The organism is Halobacteroides halobius DSM 5150, from assembly GCF_000328625.1.
GTDB lineage: Bacteria > Bacillota > Halanaerobiia > Halobacteroidales > Halobacteroidaceae > Halobacteroides > Halobacteroides halobius.
The window spans coordinates 938005-957434 of record NC_019978.1; the positions used below are offsets into that span (position 1 = coordinate 938005).

Below are 19430 nucleotides of genomic sequence, written 5' to 3' on the forward strand. Positions count from 1 at the left end.
TTCAGCCTAATATGATATAATAAAGTTACAAACCTTACTCCGTTAAGTAGGAGACTGAAAGTTTAATATTAAAAACGGATATGCAATTCAAGTTTTAGTTACAAACCTTACTCCGTTAAGTAGGAGACTGAAAGACTCACCACCTACCTTATCAGCTAGTTTTAGCAACAAGTTACAAACCTTACTCCGTTAAGTAGGAGACTGAAAGAGGAAAGTATGCAACTAGTTATAGAACCCCAGTAGATTAGTTACAAACCTTACTCCGTTAAGTAGGAGACTGAAACAGTTTAATAAAAGAGATAAAGAAAATGATGAACGGGGAGGTTACAGCAACCACTTTAGAGTAATTATAAGTGTTTGTTTTTAACTGTAAATTGTACATTGTAAATTGTCAATTGATTTATTTACTCTGTTAAGTAGGAGACGAAAGAACAAAATATAGGAATAAATGAGGCCAACTCTCTTTTTTAAGGGAAGTTGGCCCCATTTTATATAAAAATCTAATTTTTTTATTGTTAATTCCCACCCAGTTGGGAATGGGATGTGTTATACTAATTTTAAGTTAGATTTGGTGGTAGGTAGTGGATTAAGAAAGATTAGGTCAAAGTGACAATAAATGTATACTTTTGGAGGAAACTGAAGTTATATCAAGAATAATTAATTATATAGTTTCTTTTATTAGGAGGGAGCTAGATGAGTAATAATTTAAAGGATGATAATTTAAAGAAAATAAGTAAATTGATTAAGTTTATTAATTTGACAGAAACAAAATATGCGACTTATGATCGAGAAGAATTAATGGATATCTTAGATATTTCTGAGACTACTTTTTATCGTTATCTGAAACAACTAAATAATGAAGTTGAAGTTCCTATTAAGTATGATAGAAAGACTAAAGGTTATAAAATTAGACAAGATTACTATATGAAACCCCCTCAATTAACCCTTTCAGAAACGCTTGCTTTAGTAGTTAGTAGCAATAGTATTTTAAATAATAGTCAGTTGCCTTATTATGAAGAAACCAATATGGCTATTACCAAGATTATAGCTAGTTTACCTGATAATATGACTGATTTGCTTTCTGGGTTTGAAGATAAAATTGATTTTAGTTTAAATTCTTTGGTTGATTATGGTGAATGTCGAGATATTTTTAATAAATTAAGGGATGCAATTCAAAATGAAACTAATGTTTGGATGCAGTATTATAGCTATAATAAAGATAAGATTAGTGAACGAGTTGTATCACCCTATATTTTAAACTTTAAGAAAGGTTTCTTGTACTTAATTGCTTATTGCCATAAGAGAAACGATACTAGGATGTTTAGATTAGATAGAATTAAGAAAATGAAGGTTACTAAAGATAAATTTAAATATCCAGATGATTTCTCCTTAAAAGAATACTTAGGAAATGCCTGGGGCGTAATGAGAAGTGGAGATGATGTTGAAGTTAAGATTAAATTCACTGGTGATATAGCCAGATGGATTAAAGATAATAATTATCATCCTACCCAAGAGGTTGAAGAATTAGAAGGTGATAGTGTTTTAATGAGTTTTGTTACCTGTAGTTTAAATGAAGTTAAAGGCTGGGTTATGAAGTATGGAGCTAATGCAGAGGTGCTTGAGCCACAAAGTTTAAGAGATGAGATTAAAGAAGATATTGAGAGGATGAATCAAGTATACAATAAATAAGAACCAATTCATTTTATTATGAACTGATTCTTATATTTGATACTGTCTCCTAGCTAATGGAGATATAAACTTATAATGCATATAACATAATTACAGTCTCCTAATAACGGAGTTATTCTAAATTAAAATATATCATTGTTGAATATATTTTGTCAATAGTTTTGAAAATTATTTTATTATATGGTTGACAAAAGCTGGATTAATTATTAAAATTAAGATAAGAAATGATTATAATAATACATATAACATAAGGTTTGAATAATAAAAGGAGGGATGAATCATAGATATTACTAAATATTATTCAAAAATTAAAGAGGGGTTTGAGCCTTTTAAATATCAGAGAGAAGTTGCTGAAGCAATATTAAATGGAGAAAATGTTATCTTGCAGGCTCCAACTGGGGCAGGAAAGACCTTAGCTTCGACTATGCCTTATATAATTGCTAATGAAGAAGGTATGAATTTTCCTAAAAAATTGATTTATTCTACTCCGAGAAGAACTTTAGTGAATAGTTTATATTCTGATATTTTAGATGAGATTAAAAAAGGTGATTTTACTAAAGAGTATGATGTTACAATTCAAACGGGAGAGAAAAAAGAAGATAGATATTTTAATGGGGATATTATTTTTACTACTTTTGATCAAAGTTTATCGTCAGCTCTAAGTATGCCAATATCATTATCAAACAGATTAGGGAATATCAATGTAGGAGCATTTCTATCTTCCTATTTAATCTTTGATGAGTTTCACCTCTTTGATTTAAGTGGATCTTATACTACAACTGTATTGTTATTAGAAAAGCTAAAAGATAAAGTCCCTTTCTGCGTTATGACAGCTACTATCTCAGAAGAAAAAATAAATGCTTTAGCTGATAAGTTAGATGCTAGAGTAATTAGAGCAGATAGTTCAGAATATTTAGCAGATATAGTTACTCAACAAGGTAAGGAACGAAGAATTTTTACTAAAGATAATTCTTTAGATGCTGAAGAAATAGTTAAACTGCATAATCAAATCGAGGGCCAATCTAAAAAGAGTATTGTAATGTGTAATCGAGTAGAGAATGCTCAACAAATATACGAAGATATAAATAAATTAGTTAATAAGGAAGATGGAATAGAGACGTTACTTATTCACTCGAGATTTTTAGATGAAGACCGAAAGAGAAAAGAAAAGCAGATAAAGAAATTATTTGCTAAAGATAATGATGATAGCAATGTAATTTTAGTAAGTACTCAAGTTATTGAGGTTGGAATAGACATTACTTCTGATATTATGCATACTGAAATTTCTGCTATAGATTCTTTTTTACAACGGATTGGAAGATGTGCTAGATATCGTAATCAAACTGGAAAGGTATATGTTTACGATGTGTTAAATGAAGGAGATAATAAATATTTACCTTATGATGATGAGGTTACATTAAAGACATTTTCAGCTTTACAGGAAATTGATGGAGAAGTATTAACCTCTGAACTTTCCCAACAAATAATTGATAGAGTTTATAGTGAAGAAACAGATGTTGATGCTGTAGCTAATGAAAAGGTAGACTGTAGTTCTGATGAATTTATTAAAGAGAGTTGGAAACTTCCTGATAAAGATAGGTTTAATAATTTAATCAGAAATGTAATTGCCTGTAGCATAGTAATTTCTCCTTGGGTATATGATAATTGTTCTCCTTATAACTATCAGAGTTTAAGTATTTCACCTGGGACATTACGAAGTAAAGTAGCAGAAATAGCTAAAGAAACTGATGATTGGTTAGTAAAAAAAGTAATAGAACGTGATGATGATAGTGATTTTAAATATACTTATGGAGAAACAACCGCTGATGAGATTTATCCTAATAATCTTTATATTTTAAATCCAGATTACTTTGGATATAATTTAGAAACTGGTTTAGTTTTTGATGGCACAGGTAAAAAGTTTGACCCATTGCCTATATCAAATCAAGAACCTGATTATGATAATACTTATAAAGAAGAAAGTTATTTGCAGCATATTGAAAGTATGAACAAGGAAGTACCAGAATTAGAAAGAGAAATGAGTTATGCAATTGAATTGATTAAGGATGAATTTGATTTGAGTGCTGATGATTTTAGAGATATAGTGGAGTTTACTATTTGGGCCCATGATTTGGGTAAGTTGCAAGAGGAATGGCAGTTGGCCCATAAAAGAGATGAATATGATTTTATAGCCCATGCGGAAAGAAAAAGCAAACCGCCAAGCCATGCAGCAGAGAGTTTTTGGATTGTATTAGAATTATTAGAAGATTTTATTTTTGATTACTTAGAGAATGAAGGAAAAATAGTTGATATTATTGGTAAAGCTATGATTTCACATCATTCTTTAAACTTAAATAGAACTGATAAGTATACTATTTCTACAACTGTTAAAAAACATTTATTAAATATAAATGCTGACTTTTTCACAGAGAAAGATTTAACACAATTTATAAATAAAAGAGCAGATAGATTGCTTTTAAGTTTATCAGTTGGAGAGGATATTTCAGATGAAATAAGAGTAAGAAGTATTAATCAATATTTATTCTATTTTGTCTTAGTTAGGATCTTAAGATTAGCTGATCAACGAGCAACTAAAAAGTTAAATCAAGACAATATTTAGGAAGGGGTGAATTAATGGAAAAGTTTTTTATTCCTAAATCTGAAGGGGATTATAGTGATATTTTATTATGTAGGGGAGTAGCTGAAATTGTTAAACAAGTTTTTAAACAAAATGAAATAGATGATTTGGATATTTTGATTAAAGATGTGGGCTCTTTTTATGTGATTGAACCCGAAGAAGAATTAAAAGAAGATTATTTTTCAGATTTAAATTTTAGAACTTTATATCCTCTAATTTTTTATGACAAGATGGACCAAAGACCAAATTATACTGAAGATATAGTTGATTTCACTACCGATAAGGAATATAAAGATTGGACTGCTGAGGAAAGAAAGTCTGGCCTAATTAGACAAACTACTGGAATCCCGTTATCAAATAAAATAATGAATGATTTACATGAGATAAAAGAATATTTTGGAGAGATATTGTTTACAATTTTAGATTTTTTTAGTGAAGTAAGTAGTGATTATAATCAATTAGCAGAAGATTTAGATCAATTGTTTACTAAGATAAAGATTAATAAATTTAAGCAAATTGTAAAATCTAAACTTTCTACTGCTGAAGTATTAGAAATAGAAGAAGAATTAGATCAACTATGTGCAAAATTTGATAATTATCATTGGAGTAAGCGAAATAAAGTAAAGAAGTTAATCAAAAATAAGTTAGATGAATCAGAAACTACACTAGATATTACAGAAAATATTAAGGAAATTTATGACCAGGGAAAGATTGATTTTACTAATAGCCATAATGCGTTAAGTAGTCTATTGCCTAAGCGAGTTAAGGGATTGAATATAGGTGATCTATCATCTGATTCTAGTATTACTCCTAAAAATTCATCTGAAGATTGGTTCAAATTGTTCTTAATCTTAATTGGATTTTATAAGTTGTTTATATTTAAGAGATTACAATCTGGGAATAGATTATATTCAGTTATTATTCCTAATCAAGTGCTATTAGATGACTTTGATGATTTATATTATCAAGTAGAACCTGATTATTATCCAGCTGATACATTAGAAAAACAAAATATTTTGTTTTTAAGTGATTTTGTTATTAAGCTATTAGATAAGTTAGAAGATTTTAATACTCGTAGACGTAGGCGACGAAGGACTAGATTGAAGAATTATATTTTAGGATTAAAAAATGCTTATTTAGTAGATATGGGCCAAAATCATGTCATCAAGAATATTTATGATCTTAACGTTCCTAATTGGATTATTCTGGATGAAGAGAAGGATAAAACAAAGTTTAAAGAAGTTTTTCAAGAATTTATTGATTTGATTAAGCCGATTGATGATAAAAATGAGGATATAAAACTATTTCAGGAGTTATATAACTTTTTAACAACTGAAAGAGTTGATTATTTATTAAATTATTATTACCAACATGCAATTTTAGCAATGCAAAGATTGGGTAACGATCAAGGAGCAAAAATATATACCAAGCGAGGTGTTAAATTTATTATGAGTAAATTAGATAATGTTACTGATAAGAATTATTCATCTATTTTAGAAAATGAAGGATTTAAAAGTTTTGCTAAAGCAATTAGAAATAGTACGTTAGTTCCCATTTATCACAATGATAAGAAGAAGATTAAATTTGGTTTATTACAGGAATTAAGACGAGCTGCTCTCAATAAAGATACATTAATTACTAAGTTATCAGAGTTTATGGCAGATTATAATAATGAAAATGGATTAGAGAATTTTCATAATAATAATCCTATGAGATCTAATTTAACAACTGGTGATTTTGAAGAAATTGTAAGTCTGATTGATAAGCATGATTCTAAAATTATTGGGAATATGCTATTAGCTTATGGATTTGGTAAAGATGAAAAAGTAAAAGAAGTTAAAGAGGAGGCAGATAATAATGAGTAAAGAAGTTTATTCTATTTCTATTAATGGTAAAGTAGGTTTGAATTTGCATGATCTAAATAATGAAAAGTCAGAAGGAAATCAGTTAACAACGAGGAATGTAACTATTACTGATGGCGCAGGAAAACTAGCTACAGTCAATGCTGTATCAGGTGATATGTTAAAGCATATTCAATCTAGTCATCTTTATAAAACTGCTAAAGAAAATGAAGATTTACCATTATGTCAAGGATGCGAAAAATTTGATGCTAATCGAATCACAATTGATGATGATTTTGATGAGTTTACTAAGGATTCAGATAATACTAAAACTGATATTGTAGATGAAATGTTAAGTAGATGTGTTTTGGATGATATGGAAGGTATCTTAGTTACAAATAATAAAAAGAATGTGGGGCGAGATTCTACTGTAGAATTTGGTTGGTTAGTAGCTATCCCAGAAGAATTTAATTCAGAGAACCTATTCCATGTTAAATATTCTGATTTGGAAAAAAGCGAAGGTAGTGGCAAAAACGAAGGACAGAATATCTTTTATCGTCCGGTTAATTCGGGCCAATATGCTGTAGTTAATAATCTTGAAATCTCAAGAATTGGTTATAATGATATTTCTAAAGAATATGCACTAGATAAAGAAGATATTGAGACAAGATACAAAGCATTATTGAAATCGATTATGTTAACTTATTATTCTCCTGAAGGAGCAATGAGAAATACTCAAGCACCTCATATGACAAGCTTTGAAGGGGTAGTTAGTATTAGTTATAGTTCAGTTCCAGCTCCTACAGTTAGTGCTTTAAATCCAGATTATAGTCAACAGATTGAATCTATTACTGAAACTTTAAATGGAATAGGAGAGAAAGTAGAATTAAAAGAGTTCGAATCTATAGCAGAATTTTGTAATATAATTAAGGAACTTATTGATAATACAGCTCCTTATGGTGCTAAAGAGGAGTAAGGAGGGGTTGTTGTGTGGTTAGAAATTGAATATTCACCTACTTCATTATTTTCCTTTAAAGATATTAATGCTACTAATACTGCTGCCACGTCTCTTTTATTTCCGACTCCATTTGGAGTTAAGATGGCTATAATTTCGGAAGCAATTCAGAAGTATGATTTAGCTAAGGGAGAAGAAGTATTTAAATTAATCAAGGATAAAAAGATTAGATTTAATATTCCTAAAGAAGCAGTGGTTAATAAAACTTTTGGGAGAATAACTGATTTAAGAAATAAAGTAGGTAGGTCTAAACCTGCTTATAGAGAATATGTATTTTTTAACGGTGAACTGAAAATAGCAATAGACGCTGAAGAGTTATCTAAGGAAGAAATAAATCTACTAAAAAGATTATTTGTAAGAGTTAATTATTTTGGTAAACGAGCTTCATTTATGCAGTTTAAATCTTTTAATGAGACAAAAGAATTAGGTAATGGTTATTTACAATTAATGGGAGAAGAAGATGTTCAGTTAGCTAATAAATCTATTATCCAGCTTACTGAAGATATTCCTCCAGAGGCTACTTTTGCAGAAATTAATATATATAATAGTGAGGAAAAATTAAAAAGAAAGAATAATAAAAGAATATTTACAGTCAATTTAGAAGAAACACTATCAGGTGAAGGATATCAATATTACAAGATAGCTAATAGTTAAATGGAGGGTTAGTATGGAATTAGAAATAATGAGTTTGAAATTTACTTTAGTAGCAGAAGATACAATAAAGTTGCCTCAGCATCCTGGTTCAACATTCCGGGGTGCTTTTGGGCATGGCTTACGAGAGATAGCTTGTAATATAGAGGAGACAAAATGTAAAGAGTGTGATTTAAAGAGTAGTTGTGCTTATTCATTATTATTTAATCCATTTTTAGTAGGTAAAGAAAAGTTTAGAAATTCTAAGCGTTTTAAAGATAAGCCACGTCCATTTGTTTTCAAACCTTTAACTAATAGAAAAGAGGTTTTTAGAGAAGGTGAGCAGATAGAGTTTAAATTAAATTTATTTGGTTATCTTGATAGATTTTTGCCTTATATTATTAAAGCATGGAAGTATTTAGAAAACCAAGGAATTGGCATTGGAAGAGGTAAATTTGTTTTATCAGAAGTTTGGAATCTAAATCAAGTTGCAGGTAAGCAAGAGCGAGTATATTCTAAGGATTTTGGTTTTAATCAGATGACAGAAGCTAAAATTACCAAGGAAGATGTTAAGCAGTTTCAAAATATTTTTACATCCAATAGTATATGTTTGAAATTGGTTACTCCAACATTACTTAAATATAAAGGAGAATTTGTTGATAAGATAGAATTTCATACATTAATGAGAAATTTATTTAGAAGGTTAACTAGTTTAAGTTTGTTTTATGGTGAAGAACAGCTTGATATTGACTTTGGTTCTTATCTTGATCAAGCTGAAGAAATTGAATTAGTTAAAGATAATACTAGTTGGCAGAGTTGGGAGCGTTACTCTAATCGTCAAAATAAAAGGATAAAAATGAAAGGTTTAGTAGGAGAAGTAGAATATAAAGGTAACTTAGAAAAATTTTTATCTTATTTGATATTAGGCCAATATGTTAATGTAGGTAAGAATACTGTTTTTGGATTAGGGAATTATAAATTAATAAAGAATTAGATTTAAGAATAGATTTGCAATTAAATCTAAGGTTGTTGCAGGATTTAAGGTTAGAATCAAGAAGATTAAGCATAGAGATAGATTGCTATTTTCGCAAAGCTATCTCAAAAGACTTTTTTGTAATAATTTCAGACTGGATTGTTAGTATATAAAATGCTGGTCAGCCTAAGAATAATAGTGGTTGAGGGTAATTTCGCAAACTCCTAGGGTTTCTGTGCAAGATTCGGTTTGCGAAAATATAGAACGCTTTAGAAGCAAGTAACTGCTGTAAACCCTTGGTATCATAGGGTTGAAATTTTTATATCGCGCGGTTACAAACCTTGCTCCGTTAAGTAGGAGACTGAAAGCTAGATGAGCGGATGGGGAGTACAATCAGACATAAGTTACAAACCTTGCTCCGTTAAGTAGGAGACTGAAAGTACGGCGATGATCAAAAGAATGGGTTAGATCAATTTCGTTACAAACCTTGCTCCGTTAAGTAGGAGACTGAAAGCCTGTTTCCTTGACTTGTAATGTTAGTTTTCTGCCGTCGTTACAAACCTTGCTCCGTTAAGTAGGAGACTGAAAGCCTACATAACATTATATATAAAATTACCGTTTTTTTAATGTTACAAACCTTGCTCCGTTAAGTAGGAGACTGAAAGGTACAGGAGTGGCGATCAGAACAGACGAAAGCCTTAACGTTACAAACCTTGCTCCGTTAAGTAGGAGACTGAAAGCAATTCTCATTCCAAGCTTTGTAAGCCATAGCTGCTACGTTACAAACCTTGCTCCGTTAAGTAGGAGACTGAAAGACGACAGGGGATGAGTGATAGAAATATTAGTATAGTTGGTTACAAACCTTGCTCCGTTAAGTAGGAGACTGAAAGAATAAGTGATGAAATAAGTGTGACAGCTGGCAAGAGTTACAAACCTTGCTCCGTTAAGTAGGAGACTGAAAGGGTTACTTAACATGGGAAGCTCAACTTAATGCTAACTGTTACAAACCTTGCTCCGTTAAGTAGGAGACTGAAAGCGGAATCAGAATAGCAGTTGGAACCAGTTTGACGTAGACGGTTACAAACCTTGCTCCGTTAAGTAGGAGACTGAAAGGCCATTAGAAAGACAGGAAGTTATTCAGTAGACAATCAAGAGTTACAAACCTTGCTCCGTTAAGTAGGAGACTGAAAGTCTTTTTATTCTCCAGCTCTAATTTTTGCTTTTCTTCTGTTACAAACCTTGCTCCGTTAAGTAGGAGACTGAAAGATTTATTATTAGGATTTTTTCGTTCGATTAAGTAGCCGTTACAAACCTTGCTCCGTTAAGTAGGAGACTGAAAGACTATTGCTTTAAGCTCCGGTTTGATTTTTTTAAACTTTGTTACAAACCTTGCTCCGTTAAGTAGGAGACTGAAAGCACATTAAGAGTCGTGCTCCATCATTAGTCAAAGCACCTTGTTACAAACCTTGCTCCGTTAAGTAGGAGACTGAAAGCTAATTCTTCCTTAGCAAACTTCTGTAGGTCTAACTCTGTTACAAACCTTGCTCCGTTAAGTAGGAGACTGAAAGCTAATTCTTCCTTAGCAAACTTCTGTAGGTCTAACTCTGTTACAAACCTTGCTCCGTTAAGTAGGAGACTGAAAGATATAAGTTAAGTTACAAGCTTATTTATTAAAGCTAAAGCGTATAAAATAAGATAGTTTTGCAATGTTATCTTTCTATGGTATAATATTATTTAGGCTAAAACAAATAATAAACTTGAGTTTATATAGATGATAGGATAAAAGGAGCGATACATATGTCAACAGAGGGAAGATATTTCATAAGGACCTACGGGTGTCAGATGAATGAACATGATTCAGAAAAATTAGCTGGAGTTTTAAAGGATATAGGGTATAAGCCAGCTGATGAATTAGCAAAAGCAGATGTTATTATTTTAAATACTTGTTGTGTGCGAGAAAATGCTGAGCTTAAGGTTTTTGGAAAGCTTGGTGAAATAAAACAGATAAAAAAAGAAAATCCAGGTTTGATTGTAGGAATTTGTGGTTGTATGATGCAACAAGAAGAGGTAGTAAATAAGATAAAGCAAAGATATAATTTTGTTGATATTGTTTTTGGGACACATAATATTCATCGTTTTCCTGAGCTATTACAAGAGATTAAAGCTGAAAATCAAAGTTTAGTTGAAGTTTGGGATGATTCTAGAGAAGTAATTGGTGATATGCCAACAAACCGTGAGGAAGATCACAAAGCTAAGGTTAATATTATTCACGGTTGTGATAATTATTGTACCTACTGTATTGTTCCGTATGTAAGAGGAAGTGAAAGAAGTAGATCACAAGAAGATATTATTAAGGAAATTAAAAAATTAGTAGCTGATGGAGTTAAAGAAGTAATGTTACTGGGGCAGAATGTTAATTCTTACGGAAAAGATCTAGGTCAAGATTTAGATTTTGCTGACTTATTAACTGCGGTAAATAAAATTAAGGGATTACCTAGAATTAGATTTATGACTTCACATCCACGAGATTTTAGTGATAAATTAATTGAAGCTGTAACTAATTTAGAAAATGTTTGTGAACACTTCCATCTGCCAATTCAATCAGGAAGTGATAAACTTTTAAAAAAGATGAATCGTGGTTATACTAAAGAGGAATACTTAGATTTAGTGACAAAACTAAAAGCTAAAAATCCTAAAGCAGCAATTAGTACTGATCTTATTGTTGGATTTCCTGGAGAGACGGAAGAAGATTTTGCTGAAACTATGGAATTATACAAGCAGGTAAGATTTGATAGAGCATTTACTTTTATTTATTCTAAGCGAACAGGAACCCCAGCTGCTAAAATGGAAGAACAAGTTCCAGAAGAAAAGAAAAAAGAACGCCACCAAAGGTTATTAGATTTACAAAGTAAGATTGGATTAGAAGAAAATAAGAAATTAAAAGGTGAAATAGTAGAAGTTTTAGTGGACGGGCCAAGCAAAAAAGACCCTAATAAGTTATCTGGTAGAACCAGAACTGATAAGATTGTTATCATCGAATCGGATCAAGATTTGACAGGCGAGATAATTAATGTTAAGATAAACAAGGCACAAAGTTGGACTTTATTTGGTAAGATTGTAAATTAAGAAAGGGGATTTTACTTATGGCAATTATGGAAAAAGCACAAAATTTAGCTGATGCTATTGTTAATTCGGAAGAATATAGTAACCTAAGGGATGCTGAAGCAGAAGTATCTAAAGATGAGTCTGCACAGCAACTTCTACAGCAATATCAAGCTGAACAAAGAAAATTACAAATGGCACAAATGAATGGGCAAGAAGTAAATGAAGATATGAAAAATGATCTACAAGCACTTCAAGCTAAAATGCAAGAGAATACTAAAGTTAAAGAACTAATGGATGCGCAACAGAAGTTTAATAAAGTAATGGAAACTGTTAATAAAGTTATCTCTGGAGCTTTAAGTCCAGAAGAAGAAAATGATGCTGAAGGATGCGGTGGCGGTTGCTGCTAACCTCATCAATTAACCTCTAAGCCAATTGGCTTAGAGGTTTTTTATTTATCTAGAGTATGATATAATAAAGCCTATAGCTTAAAATTTAGCATAATAGATATTGTTAATTAGGATACTAGGAGGGAGAAAAGTGTCGGATTTAACACCATTGATGCAGCAGTATTTTTCAATAAAAGATAATTATCAAGAAGAGATTTTATTCTTTAGATTAGGTGATTTTTATGAGATGTTTGCTAAGGATGCTCAAATAGCAGCAAGAGAATTAGAATTGACCCTCACTGCTCGCAACAAAGGAAGTGGAGAAGAAACTCCAATGGCTGGAGTACCTTGTAAATCTGCTGAATCCTATATAGCTCAATTAATTGAGATGGGGTATAAGGTAGCAATTTGTGAACAGGTAGAAGACCCTAAGGCAACAAGTGGATTAGTAAAAAGAGAGGTAGTAAGGGTTGTGACGCCAGGTACAGTGGTTAATAATGACTTATTAGAGGATAAGGATAATAATTATTTAGCTGCTATAATAGGAAATCAGGATGGTTTTGGTTTCGCTGTAGTTGATGTTTCTACAGGTGAATTTGTGACTACTCAATTAGACGGGCCAACCCAAATAAATAAAGTAATTGATGAACTATCACGGATTAATCCAGCAGAAATATTATTAGATAATAAAGTAGAAGAAACGGAAGAAATTATAGAATTTATTGATAATCAGTTAAATCCTATTTTATCTAAGACTAAAGAAGGCTTTACAACCAAAGAAGCTTATAGATTATTAACTGATCAATTTGATGTAGTTAATTTAGAAGGATTTGGTTGTGAAGAGTTACCGTTAGCTATCCAGGCTGCTGGAGCAATCTTAGATTTTTTAGTTGAAACGCAAAAGAGAAGTTTAAATCATATTAATCAATTAGCAACTTATTCAACGACTGATTATATGGTTTTAGATGCTAATACACGCAGAAATTTAGAACTAACTCAAACAATGCGTGATAAAAGTAAACGAGGCAGTCTATTATGGGTCCTAGATCAAACAGTAACAGCTATGGGAGGACGAAAGCTAAAAAAGTGGGTTGAACAACCCCTATTAGAATTAGACAGGATTGAATACCGTCTCGATGCGGTTGAAGAAATTACCAAGAATATTTTTGCTAAAGAAGAGCTTAAAGAATTATTAACAGAAGTATATGATATTGAGCGATTATTAGGTAAGATTATTTATGGGTCTGCTAATGCTCGTGATTTGATATCTTTAAAAAGCTCTTTACATATTTTACCTGAGGTTAAAGAGGTTTTAGACCAATTTAAGACGCCTAAATTAAAAAAGTTACAAGATAATTTAGATAAACTAGAAGATGTAGCTTGCTTAATTGAAAATTCTATTAAAGAAGACCCACCAACTACTTTAACGGAAGGAAGTATTATTAAAAAAGGATATGATAATCAGTTAGATGAATTATTAGAGGCTATGGAAAATGGTAAGCAATGGATTATAGATTTACAAAAGCAAGAGCGAGAAAGAACCGGAATTAGCTCTTTAAAAGTAGGTCATAATAAAGTCCATGGTTATTATATTGAGGTAACTAAAGCTAATTTAGATGCTGTACCTGAGGATTACGTTAGAAAACAAACTTTAAGTAACAGTGAACGTTATATTACTCCTGAATTAAAGGATAAAGAATCAGTAATTTTAGGGGCTCAGGAGAATAGTAAGGAATTAGAGTATAAATTGTTTGTTGAAATTAGAGATAAAGTAGCTCAAGAGACAGAAAGAATTCAAAAATCTGCCACTATATTAGCCCAATTAGATGCTTTATTATCTTTAGCTGAAGTAGCCTTAAATAATGATTATACTAAACCGCAATTAAATACTGATGATCAAATTGATATTGAGGCTGGTCGTCATCCTGTAGTAGAAGAGATGATGGAGGAAGAAGTTTTTGTACCGAATGATACTTATCTTGATCAGCAAAGTGATCGGTTTGGAATTATTACTGGTCCTAATATGTCAGGAAAATCAACTTATATGCGCCAAGTAGCTTTGATTGTTTTATTGGCCCAGATAGGTAGTTTTGTACCAGCAGATAAAGCAAAGTTAAGTATTGTAGACCGGATTTTTACTCGAGTAGGAGCTTCTGATGATTTAACTACAGGACAGAGTACATTTATGGTGGAGATGAATGAAGTAGCAAATATTTTAAATAATGCTACTGCTAATAGCTTAATTATTTTAGATGAAGTAGGTCGTGGGACAAGTACTTATGATGGCTTAAGTATTGCTTGGGCCGTAACTGAATATATTTCTAATCCAGAAAAGATTGGGGCCAAGTCTTTATTTGCCACCCACTATCATGAATTAACTGAACTAGAGGAGAGACTGCCTGGGGTTAGAAATTATAATGTAGCTGTTAAAGAAGAAGGTGATGATGTGGTCTTTTTACATAAGATTATCCCAGGAGAAGCCAACCAAAGTTATGGGATTGAAGTAGCCAAATTAGCAGGAGTACCAAGTGAAGTAACTAATCGCTCCAAAGAGATTTTAGACTGGTTAGAAGAGGAAGAAGACAAGAAGGTTACAGAAGATACAAACCAATCGCAAAAGAAAGAAAACCAGATTAAAGAAGAAGCAGGACAATTGGCCCTATTCCAAGGCCAGACTAGTGAGGTAGTCCAAAAGTTAAGTAAATTAGATATTATGTCTTTAACTCCTTTAGAAGCAATGAATAAACTACATCAATTACAACAAAAGGCCCAAGAAGAGGTTAATTGATAATGAATAATGAACAATTTACAATTAGAGTTCAAAAGCATAAACCATTATATTTAATAAATGTAGAGACAGGGCGTGCCCTGTATATGGTTTTAATTGTACATTGTCAATTGTTAATTATAAATTAGATTGGGAGGTGAAGCTAGTGGGCCAAATCCAAATTTTATCAAAAGAAGTAGCTAATAAAATAGCAGCTGGGGAGGTAGTTGAAAGACCTGCTTCAGTAGTTAAAGAATTAGTAGAAAATTCAATTGACGCTGGAAGTAGCAAAATAGAAGTTAAAGTAAAAAATGGTGGAAAAGATTTAATCCAAATTATTGATAATGGGGTAGGTTTAGCTGAAGATGAGGTTAAATTAGCTTTTCAACGCCATGCTACTAGTAAGATTAGTCGGGCTAATGATTTATTTACTTTACGAACTTTAGGGTTTAGAGGGGAAGCTTTGCCAAGTATTGCTGCTGTATCTAAAGTAGAGATGATTAGTAAGACTGAAGATAGTTTAAGTGGAACAAGACTACAGATAGTCGGAGGAGAAGTTAAAGCAAGAGAGAGTTGTGGTTGTAGAAAAGGAACTAATATTATAGTACGTGATCTTTTCTTTAATACTCCAGTTAGATATAAATATTTAAAGCAGACTTCGACTGAAATTGGCCATATAAGTGATATCATTAATCGACTTAGTTTAGCTTATCCTAAGATTAGTTTTTCTTTAATGCATAATGATCGTCAGATTGTAGAGACTACAGGAAATGGAAATTTATTAGATGTAATTTTTAATATTTATGGTCGGGATGTAGCTAAAGAGATGATTGAGGTTGACTATCAGGATAATTATATGCAATTAACTGGCTATATCTCTAAACCTACTATAACCCGCTCTTCTAGGCGCCACCAGTCTTATTTTGTTAATGATAGATTTATTAAAAGTGGTTTAATGAGTAAAGCAGTTAAAGAAGCCTACCATACTTTATTAACCATTGATCGTTATCCAATTGTAGTTCTTAAGTTAAAATTAAATCCAGTCCATGTAGATGTTAATATTCATCCTACGAAGTTGCAGGCTAAATTTAGTCGGGGGAATGTAGTTTATGAATTAGTTAAAGATGGTGTTAGTAAGGCAATTAAAGAAAGTGATTTAGTTCCTAAACTAAAGTTAGAAGAAAATGATAAGCAACAAAAAATTAACCAAAAAAAGAAGGTTAAAAAAGAGGAATTTAAGCAGGATGAATTGAATTTAAAGACTAGTAACACAAATAATACAAAACCTAACACAGGTAATGTTTCTAGCCGAGATACTAAAAAGGAGCGGGCTGAAAAAATTGACAAATTATTTAGAGTAGATCAGCCTCAAGTAGAGAATAATAATAAAAAGTCTAAGATAAAAGAAGAAGCGGATAATTATAATGATAAATTTAATCTAGTAGCACTTGGTCAAATCCATCAAACTTATATTGTAGCTCAAGGACAAGATGGGATGTATATTATAGACCAGCATGCCGCTCATGAAAGGATTATTTATGACCAATTATTAAGTAAGTTTAAGAAACAAGAGATTCAGATTCAAGAATTATTAGTACCCTTGCAATTAGATCTTACTTACCAAGAAGTCCAATTGTTAAAAGAAAGGAAGGAAAGATTAGAGGGATTAGGTTTTAATTTAGAGGAATTTGGGGAAAGTAGTTATTTAGTTAGAGGAGTACCAATTCAACTTTATAATTTAGATGATAAACAATTGATTTTAGATAGTATAGATAATTTATTAGCTCAAGAGGTTACAGAAAATTATCAATTGGTAGAAGGATTTATCACTATGATGGCTTGTAAAACAGCTATTAAAGGTGGAGATAAGTTATCAACGACTGAGATGAATCATTTATTAGGACAGATTAAAGAGTATGATGTAACTAATTGTCCTCATGGAAGACCAGTAATGATGCATTTAGGAAAAAAAGAATTAGAAAAGAAATTTAAAAGAAGATAAAATTAGTTAGAAGGGGGATATTGTGCGAGAATCAATTGTAGCAATTGTTGGACCAACTGCTGTAGGAAAGACTAAATTATCTTTAACCTTGGCCCAGGATTTAGATGGTGAGATTGTTTCTGCAGATTCAATGCAAATTTATAAAAAGATGGATATTGGAACTGCTAAAGCCTCACCTCAAGAACAGAAATTAGTTCCTCATCATATGCTTGATATAGTAGATCCTGCCCAGGAGTTTAGTGTAGCTGATTTTCAAGAGCGGGTTGATCAATTAATTCCTCAAATTAGTCAGCGAGATAAGTTACCTATTTTAGTTGGAGGGACAGGATTATATGTTAAAGCTTTAATTCAAGGTTTTCTATTTCCTGAGATGGAAAAGGATTGGGAATTAAGAAATAGATTAGAAGCAGAAGCTAAAGAAAAGGGAACTCAATTTGTCCATGATAAATTAAAAGAAATAGATCCTACTTTAGCTGATAAATTACATCCTAATGATATCCGGCGCGTGATTAGAGGAATAGAGGTTTATCAACAGACAGGAAAGACTATTACTCATTTTAAGGAAGAAGCTAAAAAGCGGCCTCCTCGTTATCAAGCAGTTAAAATTGGATTAAAAAGAGATAGAGAAAAATTATACGAAAGAATTAATAAACGAGTAGATCTAATGATCGAAGAAGGTTTAGTTAAGGAAGTACGAGAATTATATAACCAAGGTTATAGCCGAGATTTAACTTCTATGCAAGGATTAGGTTATAAAGAACTCATAGGATACTTTGAAGATGAATATGATTTAGAAGAGGCAGTACGATTAATTAAACGTAATACTCGTCATTTTGCTAAACGCCAGCTTACGTGGTTTAAGCGTGATGATAGTATTCATTGGTTTGATGTAGGGGACTATTCATTTAAGGAGTTAGTCACAGAGGTTAAGCAACTAATTAATTAGGTAATTTTGCTAGGAGGCCAAAATTTATATGAAGTATAGTAAAGAGGTAGGTAAGTTAGTTAGTAAATTAAATGGAACTTCCGATTTAGACTTACTAGCCGAGAAAGAAAAAGTTACTCCTCAAGAAGTTAGTTGTCAAGCTTGTTCTTGTCAAGCTAGAGAACATGATAGTTACACCTATTGTCCAATAATTGAAGGTTATTTATGCCGGATTTGTTGTAGTTATGAATTATGTAATGATTATCAATTAGTTAATAAAATACTAAAGGATGATATTTTTACTTCTGATCAAGAAGTAAGATTATTATGTAATAAGTGTGAAAATACAAAGGGAAATATCGAGTATAGTTTATAAATTTGTTTAGAGGTGTATTAGATACGCCTCTTTTTATTTTTTTGATTCTTTTTATTTTCTAAGAAACATATATTAAAAGAAAGGGGGGATTAGATGCCCTTAAATAATACTAATTCTTCTAGAAAGGAGGTACTTCGTCTTTTTGAAGCAGGGCAGATTTCTATTTCTAAGGTATTTAAGTCTATAAAAGAAGAGGAAGTAGAGCAAATAGGGGCACAAGAAGGGGTTTCTTCTCAACAAGATCGGATTAAAGAAGTTATTGATGAGTTAAATAAGTTAGTAGGATTAGATAATATAAAAGAATTAGTTAAAGAATTAAAAGCATTTGTTAAAATTCAGCAGGTGCGTAAACAAAGAGGTTTAAAGTCAGATCCTTTAGTTTTGCATATGATTTTTAAAGGAAATCCAGGCACAGGAAAAACTACAGTTGCTAGAATATTTGGGAAGTTATTTAAAGAATTAGGGGTTTTAGAGACAGGAGAGTTACAAGAAGTAGAAAGAGCTGATTTAGTAGGGGAGTATATTGGACATACAGCTAAAAAGACTAGAGAAGTTATAGATAAAGCTTTAGGTGGGATTTTATTTATCGATGAAGCCTATTCTTTGGCCCGGGGAGGAAAAAAAGATTTTGGTAAAGAAACTATTGATACTTTAGTTAAAGAGATGGAGGATAATAAAGATAATTTAATTATTATTTTAGCAGGTTATCCACAAGAGATGGATCATTTTTTAAGTACCAATCCAGGACTTAAGTCTAGATTTCCGATTCAGATTGAATTTGAAGATTACACACTTGATCAATTAGTAGAGATTGCTAGCTTAATGTTAAAGAATAGAGAATATGAGTTGACTTCTCAAGCGGAAACTAAATTTTATAGTTTACTGGCTAAAATCAGACAAGAAAAAGGAACTGATAGTGGGAATGCTAGAACAGTAAGAAATATTATAGAGAGATTACTTCGTAAGCAAGCGACTAGGTTGGCTGATTTAAAGAGTATTAAGAAAGAAGAATTAATTACTATTACCAAAGCAGACTTACATCAGTTAACTATTGATGAAATTTATTAAAATATTTGTGTTGGG

Annotated in this window: 13 protein-coding genes and 2 CRISPR repeat arrays (1 of these 15 running past the window's edge); all 13 genes read left to right on the plus strand. The window is 31.4% G+C overall.

Annotation, left to right across the window (positions count from 1 at the left end; all coding sequences use genetic code 11):
* A CRISPR array of direct repeats spans nt 1–284; the repeat unit is 37 nt; unit sequence GTTACAAACCTTACTCCGTTAAGTAGGAGACTGAAAG; it begins 2127 nt to the left of the window's first position.
* A gap of 409 nt (nt 285–693) precedes the next feature.
* Nucleotides 694–1689: a helix-turn-helix transcriptional regulator gene (locus HALHA_RS12980; protein ID WP_015326642.1), complete on the plus strand. Its 996-nt coding sequence runs from the start codon at nt 694–696 to the stop codon at nt 1687–1689.
* Nucleotides 1690–1996: 307 nt separating this feature from the next.
* Complete coding sequence (cas3, locus tag HALHA_RS04700) at nt 1997–4309, plus strand: CRISPR-associated helicase Cas3' (protein ID WP_281098773.1); 2313 nt, start codon at nt 1997–1999, stop codon at nt 4307–4309.
* A gap of 14 nt (nt 4310–4323) precedes the next feature.
* Nucleotides 4324–6192, plus strand: a complete 1869-nt coding sequence (locus HALHA_RS04705; protein ID WP_015326644.1) for a hypothetical protein — start codon at nt 4324–4326, stop codon at nt 6190–6192.
* Nucleotides 6185–7144 (plus strand): DevR family CRISPR-associated autoregulator, encoded by a 960-nt coding sequence (locus HALHA_RS04710; RefSeq protein WP_015326645.1) that lies wholly within the window; start codon nt 6185–6187, stop codon nt 7142–7144. The genes HALHA_RS04705 and HALHA_RS04710 overlap by 8 nt, the downstream gene beginning before the upstream one ends.
* Before the next feature lie 12 nt (nt 7145–7156).
* Entirely contained in the window at nt 7157–7837 is a 681-nt protein-coding gene (locus HALHA_RS04715) for a hypothetical protein (protein ID WP_015326646.1), read from the plus strand.
* A 13-nt stretch (nt 7838–7850) separates the two neighbouring features.
* A complete protein-coding gene (cas6, locus tag HALHA_RS04720) occupies nt 7851–8807 on the plus strand; it encodes a CRISPR system precrRNA processing endoribonuclease RAMP protein Cas6 (protein ID WP_015326647.1) in 957 nt (318 codons plus the stop codon).
* Between the two features lie 310 nt (nt 8808–9117).
* Nucleotides 9118–10429: direct repeats of the CRISPR family, unit length 37 nt; unit sequence GTTACAAACCTTGCTCCGTTAAGTAGGAGACTGAAAG.
* 154 nt (nt 10430–10583) lie between these two features.
* Entirely contained in the window at nt 10584–11912 is a 1329-nt protein-coding gene (gene miaB / locus HALHA_RS04725; RefSeq protein ID WP_015326648.1) for a tRNA (N6-isopentenyl adenosine(37)-C2)-methylthiotransferase MiaB, read from the plus strand.
* Between the two features lie 17 nt (nt 11913–11929).
* Nucleotides 11930–12298, plus strand: coding sequence for a YlbF/YmcA family competence regulator (locus HALHA_RS04730; RefSeq protein WP_015326649.1), 369 nt, complete (start codon nt 11930–11932; stop codon nt 12296–12298).
* 130 nt (nt 12299–12428) lie between these two features.
* Nucleotides 12429–15065 carry a DNA mismatch repair protein MutS gene (gene mutS, locus HALHA_RS04735; protein WP_015326650.1) on the plus strand — a complete coding sequence of 879 codons (2637 nt, stop codon included), beginning with the start codon at nt 12429–12431 and terminating at the stop codon, nt 15063–15065.
* A 145-nt stretch (nt 15066–15210) separates the two neighbouring features.
* Complete coding sequence (gene mutL, locus HALHA_RS04740; protein ID WP_015326652.1) at nt 15211–17046, plus strand: DNA mismatch repair endonuclease MutL; 1836 nt, start codon at nt 15211–15213, stop codon at nt 17044–17046.
* A 22-nt stretch (nt 17047–17068) separates the two neighbouring features.
* Nucleotides 17069–17992, plus strand: coding sequence for a tRNA (adenosine(37)-N6)-dimethylallyltransferase MiaA (gene miaA, locus HALHA_RS04745; RefSeq protein ID WP_015326653.1), 924 nt, complete (start codon nt 17069–17071; stop codon nt 17990–17992).
* 28 nt (nt 17993–18020) lie between these two features.
* Nucleotides 18021–18347, plus strand: coding sequence for a hypothetical protein (locus tag HALHA_RS04750; RefSeq protein ID WP_015326654.1), 327 nt, complete (start codon nt 18021–18023; stop codon nt 18345–18347).
* Between the two features lie 93 nt (nt 18348–18440).
* A complete protein-coding gene (locus HALHA_RS04755; protein ID WP_015326655.1) occupies nt 18441–19415 on the plus strand; it encodes an AAA family ATPase in 975 nt (324 codons plus the stop codon).
* Nucleotides 19416–19430 lie beyond the last annotated feature (15 nt).

Bases quoted from the DNA above. Each gene is read 5' to 3' on its own strand.
- HALHA_RS12980 (WP_015326642.1), top strand. From the start codon at position 694: ATGAGTAATAATTTAAAGGATGATAATTTAAAGAAAATAAGTAAATTG.
- HALHA_RS04730 (WP_015326649.1), top strand. From the start codon at position 11,930: ATGGCAATTATGGAAAAAGCACAAAATTTAGCTGATGCTATTGTTAAT.
- miaB (WP_015326648.1), top strand. From the start codon at position 10,584: ATGTCAACAGAGGGAAGATATTTCATAAGGACCTACGGGTGTCAGATG.
- HALHA_RS04755 (WP_015326655.1), top strand. From the start codon at position 18,441: ATGCCCTTAAATAATACTAATTCTTCTAGAAAGGAGGTACTTCGTCTT.
- HALHA_RS04710 (WP_015326645.1), top strand. From the start codon at position 6,185: ATGAGTAAAGAAGTTTATTCTATTTCTATTAATGGTAAAGTAGGTTTG.
- HALHA_RS04750 (WP_015326654.1), top strand. From the start codon at position 18,021: ATGAAGTATAGTAAAGAGGTAGGTAAGTTAGTTAGTAAATTAAATGGA.
- HALHA_RS04705 (WP_015326644.1), top strand. From the start codon at position 4,324: ATGGAAAAGTTTTTTATTCCTAAATCTGAAGGGGATTATAGTGATATT.
- cas6 (WP_015326647.1), top strand. From the start codon at position 7,851: ATGGAATTAGAAATAATGAGTTTGAAATTTACTTTAGTAGCAGAAGAT.